Below are 5,923 nucleotides of genomic sequence, written 5' to 3'. Positions count from 1 at the left end.
CCCGCCGGCGTCACCAGCACCGTCGGCACCGTCTGGTTGCCGTTGTTCACCGACTCCACGAAGGCCGCCGACGCCGGGTCCTCCTCGATGTTGATCTCGGTGTAGCCGATGCCTTCGCGGTCCAGCTGGCTCTTGAGCCGGTTGCAGTACCCACACCAGGTCGTGCTGTACATCGTCACGGTGCCGGACATCGAGGGGGCTCCTTCGAAAGAGGGGTCTTGCGGTCTCCGAACGCAACGTCCGCCGGGCGGCGCGCATTCCGGGCCTCCGTTATGAGGCCCGCACGGGGTCCCCACGAGGCCGCCACGAGGTTCGCACGGCGTCCGTACGGGGGTCCGCAGCGGGGGAGGCTGAAGTGATCATCCTGCGATCACACCAGGCCTGTGGACAACCCGCCCCCCACTGTCCCACCGGGCTGAGAGGATGGAACGCATGCAGGAAGACCTCTTGAGCGGCAGCCCGTACGACGGCCCCCACGGCGGCTCCCCCTGGGCCGACCCCGGCGCCGCCACGGGCCCCGACGCCGTGCTCGCCGGGCTCGACCCCGAACAGCGCGCCGTCGCCACCGCCCTGCACGGGCCCGTCTGCGTCCTCGCCGGCGCCGGCACCGGCAAGACCCGCGCCATCACCCACCGCATCGCCTACGGCGTGCGCAGCGGCGTCTACCAGCCCCAGCAGGTCCTCGCCGTCACCTTCACCGCCCGCGCCGCCGGCGAGATGCGCGGCCGGCTGCGCCAGCTCGGCGCCGAGGGCGTCCAGGCCCGCACCTTCCACGCCGCCGCCCTGCGCCAGCTCCAGTACTTCTGGCCCCGCGCCGTCGGCGGCCCCGTGCCCCAGCTCCTCGAACGCAAGGTCCAGCTCGTCGCCGAAGCCGCCGGCCGCTGCGGCCTGCGCGTCCAGCGCACCGAGCTGCGCGACCTCACCGCCGAGATCGAATGGGCCAAGGTCACCCAGACCGCCCCCGAGGACTACCCCGCCGCCGTCGCCAAGTCCGGCCGCGAAGCCCCCCGCGACCCGGCCGAGACCGCCCAGGTCTACCGCGTCTACGAGGAGACCAAGAGCCGCCGCGGCTCCATCGACTTCGAGGACGTCCTGCTGCTCACCGCCGCCATCCTGGAGGACCGCCCCGACATCGCCGACCAGGTCCGCACCCAGTACCGGCACTTCACCGTCGACGAGTACCAGGACGTCTCCCCGCTCCAGCAGCGGCTGCTCGACCAGTGGACCGGCCCCGGCGGCGGCGCCAGCCTGTGCGTCGTCGGAGACGCCAGCCAGACCATCTACTCCTTCACCGGCGCCACCCCCGACTACCTGCTGAACTTCCGCGGCCGCCACCCCGAGGCCACCGTCGTCAAACTCGTCCGCGACTACCGCTCCACCCCGCAGGTCGTCCACCTCGCCAACGGGCTGCTCGCCCAGGCCCGCGGCGAGGCCGCCCGGCACCGCCTCGAACTCGTCTCCCAGCGCGAGAACGGCCCCGAACCCGTCTACACCGAGTACGACGACGAACCCACCGAGGCCGAGACCACCGCCCGCCGGATCAAGGACCTCCTCGCCGCCGGCGTGCGCGCCAGCGAGATCGCCGTCCTCTTCCGCACCAACGGCCAGTCCGAGGTCTACGAACAGGCCCTCGCCGACCTCGACATCCCCTACCAGCTCAAGGGCGCCGAACGGTTCTTCGAACGCCCCGAGGTCCGCGACGCCGGCGTCCTGCTGCGCGGCGCCGCCCGCGCCGCCGACGACCCGCTCACCGCCGGCGCCCCCGACCTCGCCGGCCAGGTCCGCGCCGTCCTCGCCAGCCGCGGCTTCACCCCCGAACCGCCCGCCGGCTCCGGCGCCGTCCGCGACCGCTGGGAGTCCCTCGCCGCCCTCGTCCGCCTCGCCGAGGAGTTCGGGCGCACCCGCACCGCCGCCGGGCAGACCGCCGACCTCGCCGCCTACGTCGCCGAACTCGACGCCCGCGCCGCCGCCCAGCACGCCCCCGCCGTCGAAGGCGTCACCCTCGCCTCGCTGCACGCCGCCAAGGGCCTCGAATGGGACGCCGTCTTCCTCGTCGGCCTCACCGAGGGCACCCTGCCGATCATCTACGCCAAGACCGACGAACAGGTCGAGGAGGAACGCCGACTCCTCTACGTCGGCGTCACCCGCGCCCGCAAGCACCTCAGCCTCTCCTGGGCCCTCTCCCGCTCCCCGGGCGGCCGCGCCAGCCGCAAGCCCAGCCGCTTCCTGGACGGACTGCGCCCCGGCTCCAGCGCACCGGGCTCGCGCTCCGGCGCGCGAAGCGGCCGGGGGAGCGTCGAGCCCGGCGAGCGCTCCGCCGCCCGGCGGGCTCGCGGCCCGGTCAAGTGCCGGGTCTGCGGCAAGGCGCTCACCGAGGCCGTCGAACGCAAACTGCGCCGCTGCGAGGACTGCCCGTCCACGATGGACGAGGCGCTGTACGAGCGGCTGCGCGAGTGGCGGGCCCGGCAGGCCAGGAAGCAGGGCGCGCCGGCCTACGTGGTGTTCACCGACGCGACGCTGATGGCGATCGCCGAGGACGTGCCCGCCAGCCGCCAGGACCTGGCCCTGATCTCGGGGGTCGGCGCCATGAAGCTGGACAAGTACGGGGCCGCCGTGCTCTCGTTGTGTGCGGGGGAGGAGCCCGAGGAGGATCCGGACGGCGTCGAGGACGGCGGTTCGGTCGATCCGGCCTGAGCCGGCGCGGGCGCGGTCCACGGGGACTGCTCGGGGGCTTCGGAACTCGTCGTGTAACGCGCCGCGGAACTCGCGTGAAAAATAGTTTGCGCCGCGTACCGGGAGCGCAATAGCCTGCCGGAGCGGTCAAGGGGACGCGGTCGCACGGGGTGAAACCTGTGCCGATTCCCCTCGCCCCACAGCTTTACCGAGACAGACATCCGAACATTCGGAGCCAGGGGAACCAGGCTCCGCGAGACGCCGAGAGGAGGCGAAGACAATGGGAAGCATCATGATCACCAAAATGACTGGCCAGACCGTCGTCGCCGCCTCCCTGCGTGCCGCCCGCCTGCGGGCGTTCGCCGAGCTCGGTGGAACCGGTCTGGGTCTCGACACCACCGGTGTCTCCGTCGCCTCCGTTGTCAGTGGTCCTGGACACACTGATCTCTGCCTCACGGGCGGCAGGAGTGTCGAGGGCACCGTTGTCGAGACCGGTCTGTCCCGTGACTGGGCGTCGTTCGGCACGTCGCGTCCCGAGCGCGATGAGCGACCGACCCAGGCACCGAAGGCGGCCGTAGCCGCCGCCATGCATGGCGGCTATGCGCAGGTCATCGGTGCCGGAAACACCCAGAAGCAGAACGAGCAGCAGATTGAGCAGGCCGAGGCCGCCTTCATCGGCGCCGAGGCCTTCCGGATGCGGGCCTTCCGCGGCCCTGAACCCTGGAGAGAACGAACCTGAGCCAGCCTCAGGTCGGCACCTCCAGGGCCGCGGAACCCGTCACACCGGGATCCGCGGCCCTTCTGTTTTGTCCGGTACGCAAGACCACCCAGGCCCTCCGGGGCCTCCGGCCCAGCACCACCAGTCCACTGGGCCGGAACCACTGAGAAGACGAGGAAGACGCCCACAGTGTCCACGGTCATCACGCCGCCCATCCCGTCCGTACCGCCGACAAGCCAGATCACCAAGGCCGACCAGGCCGACCCCCCGGAGGTTCCTTCCATGCAGCTCAGCTCGATCGAGCAGGCCGAGGCTCTCGGTCTCCCCATCCCCTGCCGCGCCTTCGACCCCGAGGTGTTCTTCGCCGAGACGCCCGCCGACGTCGAGTACGCCAAGTCCCTCTGCGGCACCTGCCCGGTGAAGGAGGTCTGCCTCGCCGGCGCCCTGGAGCGGCGTGAGCCGTGGGGCGTCTGGGGCGGCGAGCTGTTCGTCCAGGGCGTCGTCGTGGCCCGCAAGCGGCCCCGTGGCCGTCCGCGCAAGACCGAGGTCATGGCGTGAACCCCGCCGACGAAACCAGGGCCGTCCGCCGGGGAGAGCAGCCCCCGCTGGACAGCGCCCTCCGCCGGTCCGTACGGATCGCCGCCGCCAAGGCCGACGCAGCAGCCCGCACCGTCCCATTCCCGAGCACGCACCACGAGCAGGACCACGACATGACCCCCGACGCCATCGACCCCACCGTCCGCGCCGAGCAGACCACCGAACTTCAGATCCAGAACAGGACCCTTGAGATGCAACTCATGCATGAATCCCTGGCGCGTGCCCATATGCAAGACAGGCTCCACGAGGCCGAGGAACAACGCCTCGTCAGCCGGGTCATCCGGGCCCGCAAGCTCAGGCAGCGGGCCGAGCGGGCCTCCCTGCGGGCCCGCAAGGCGCTCGCCGTCGCGCTGATGTAGTCGCGCCCGCGGGCGCGACTACAGGTGCGCCCGTAGGGTGCGCCGCCGCCGTTGTGCCGCAGGCCGCTCCCCGTCGACGGACGGGGAGCGGCCTGCGGTCGTGTCCGCGGTCGTGTTCGCAGTCGGTCAGCCGGTTCGGCCGGGCTTCGTGGGCTTCCTGAGCCCCTTGGAAGGGGCGGCGGCGAACTCGGGCAGCCACTCCAGCATCTCGGCGCGGAACGGCGCCTTGGCACCCAGCTGGCACAGCACCCCGATGGTGCTCAGCGTCACCCGGTGGATCAGCAGGTACGCGGGCGGCAGGTTCAGCTGCTTGCCCAGGTTGTAGGCGGGCGAGCGCGGGTCGGCGATCCGGGCCGCCTGGGCGCGCATCCAGGCACGGGTGAAGTGGAAGCTGTCCACCGCGGCCGGCTCGATGATCGGCAGCAGGTAGTCCAGCACCGCGTCCGGGTCCAGCCGGATCGAGGGCTTCACGAAGCCCTCCTCGCGCAGCATCTTCAGCACGCCCGCCGCGTCCCCGTCCAGCGCCATCCGCAGCGAGGCCCCGATCGGTGCGGGCAGCCCGCCCGGCAGCCGGTCCACCGTGCCGAAGTCCAGCACGCCCAGCCGCCAGCCCGAGACCGGGCCGCCGTCCGTGAGCAGCCGGAAGTTGCCCGGGTGCGGGTCCGCGTGCAGCAGGCCGGTCCGGGACGGGCCGGCGAACAGGAACCGGGCCAGCAGTTGGCCGGCTCGGTCGCGTTCCTCCTGGGTGCCGTTCGCGATCACCTCGGCCAGCGGGGTGCCGTCCATCCACTCGGTGACCAGCACCTGGTCCGTCTGCGCCACCACGCCCGGCACCACGATGTCCGGGTCGCCCGCGAACTCCTCGGCGTGCCGGCGCTGGGCCTGCGCCTCCAACTCGTAGTCCAGCTCCTCCGAGACGCGCTCGCGCAGCTCGGTGATCAGCGGCTTGATGTCCAGACCGGGGATCAGCGGGCCGAGCAGCCAGGCCACCCGGCTCAGCTGGGACAGGTCGGCCAGCAGCGCGTCGCCCGCGCCCGGGTACTGCACCTTGACCGCGACCGGGCGGCCGTCGTGCCAGACCGCCCGGTGCACCTGGCCGATCGAGGCGGCCGCGGCCGGGCGGTCGTCGAACTCCAGGAACAGCTCCCGCCAGCCGTCCCCGAGCCGCTGGGAGAGCGCGGCGTGCACCTTGGCGGCGGGCATCGGGGGAGCGGCGTCCTGCAGCTTGGTGAGCGCGGCCCGGTACGGCCCGGCGACCTCCTCGGGCAGCGCGGCCTCGAAGACCGACAGCACCTGCCCGAACTTCATCGCCCCGCCCTTGAGTTCGCCCAGGACCTTGAACAACTGGTCGGCGGTGGCCTGCTGGAGTTCGGCCGTCACGACCTCGGCGGAGCGGCCGCCGATGCGCTTGCCCAGGCCGAGCGTGGCGCGGCCGGCTATCCCCAACGGCAGGGCGGCGAGCCGTGCCGTGCGGGTCACTGCCTTGCGCGGAAGATCGCTCACCCGGGCCTCCATTTCCTGGCCCCCCGACACCGGACGGCCCCACCATCACTACGCCATTGTGCCCGCTCCCCAC

6 protein-coding genes are annotated in these 5,923 nt (G+C 72.5%); 4 read left to right on the top strand and 2 right to left on the bottom strand.

From position 1 onward, the window contains the following. On the bottom strand, positions 1 to 191 hold a 191-nt coding region (locus J0670_RS27390; protein WP_207814373.1), incomplete at its 3' end, for a glutaredoxin domain-containing protein. Positions 192 to 423: 232 nt separating this feature from the next. Here J0670_RS27390 and J0670_RS27385 point away from each other — a divergent pair. The 4 genes from J0670_RS27385 to J0670_RS27370 all read left to right on the top strand — a co-directional run bounded on the left by J0670_RS27385 (position 424) and on the right by J0670_RS27370 (position 4,347). Further along, positions 424 to 2,694, top strand: coding sequence for an ATP-dependent DNA helicase UvrD2 (locus J0670_RS27385; protein ID WP_374223179.1), 2,271 nt, complete (start codon positions 424 to 426; stop codon positions 2,692 to 2,694). Positions 2,695 to 2,953: 259 nt separating this feature from the next. Then, positions 2,954 to 3,412, top strand: a complete 459-nt coding sequence (locus J0670_RS27380; protein ID WP_207814371.1) for a hypothetical protein — start codon at positions 2,954 to 2,956, stop codon at positions 3,410 to 3,412. Positions 3,413 to 3,580: 168 nt separating this feature from the next. Beyond that, positions 3,581 to 3,949 (top strand): WhiB family transcriptional regulator, encoded by a 369-nt coding sequence (locus J0670_RS27375; RefSeq protein ID WP_374223178.1) that lies wholly within the window; start codon positions 3,581 to 3,583, stop codon positions 3,947 to 3,949. Next, positions 3,946 to 4,347, top strand: coding sequence for a hypothetical protein (locus tag J0670_RS27370; RefSeq protein ID WP_207814370.1), 402 nt, complete (start codon positions 3,946 to 3,948; stop codon positions 4,345 to 4,347). The genes J0670_RS27375 and J0670_RS27370 overlap by 4 nt, the downstream gene beginning before the upstream one ends. 126 nt (positions 4,348 to 4,473) lie before the next feature. Here the strand turns inward: J0670_RS27370 and J0670_RS27365 are convergent, their stop codons facing one another. Then, positions 4,474 to 5,850 (bottom strand): AarF/ABC1/UbiB kinase family protein, encoded by a 1,377-nt coding sequence (locus J0670_RS27365; RefSeq protein ID WP_207814369.1) that lies wholly within the window; start codon positions 5,848 to 5,850, stop codon positions 4,474 to 4,476. Positions 5,851 to 5,923 lie beyond the last annotated feature (73 nt).

The sequence above is a fragment of the Streptomyces sp. FH025 genome, assembly GCF_017427025.1.
In the GTDB taxonomy this organism is placed as follows: Bacteria; Actinomycetota; Actinomycetes; order Streptomycetales; family Streptomycetaceae; genus Kitasatospora.
The sequence above is the reverse complement of the archived record's forward strand: the minus strand, read 5'-3'. Positions and strand labels throughout refer to the sequence as shown.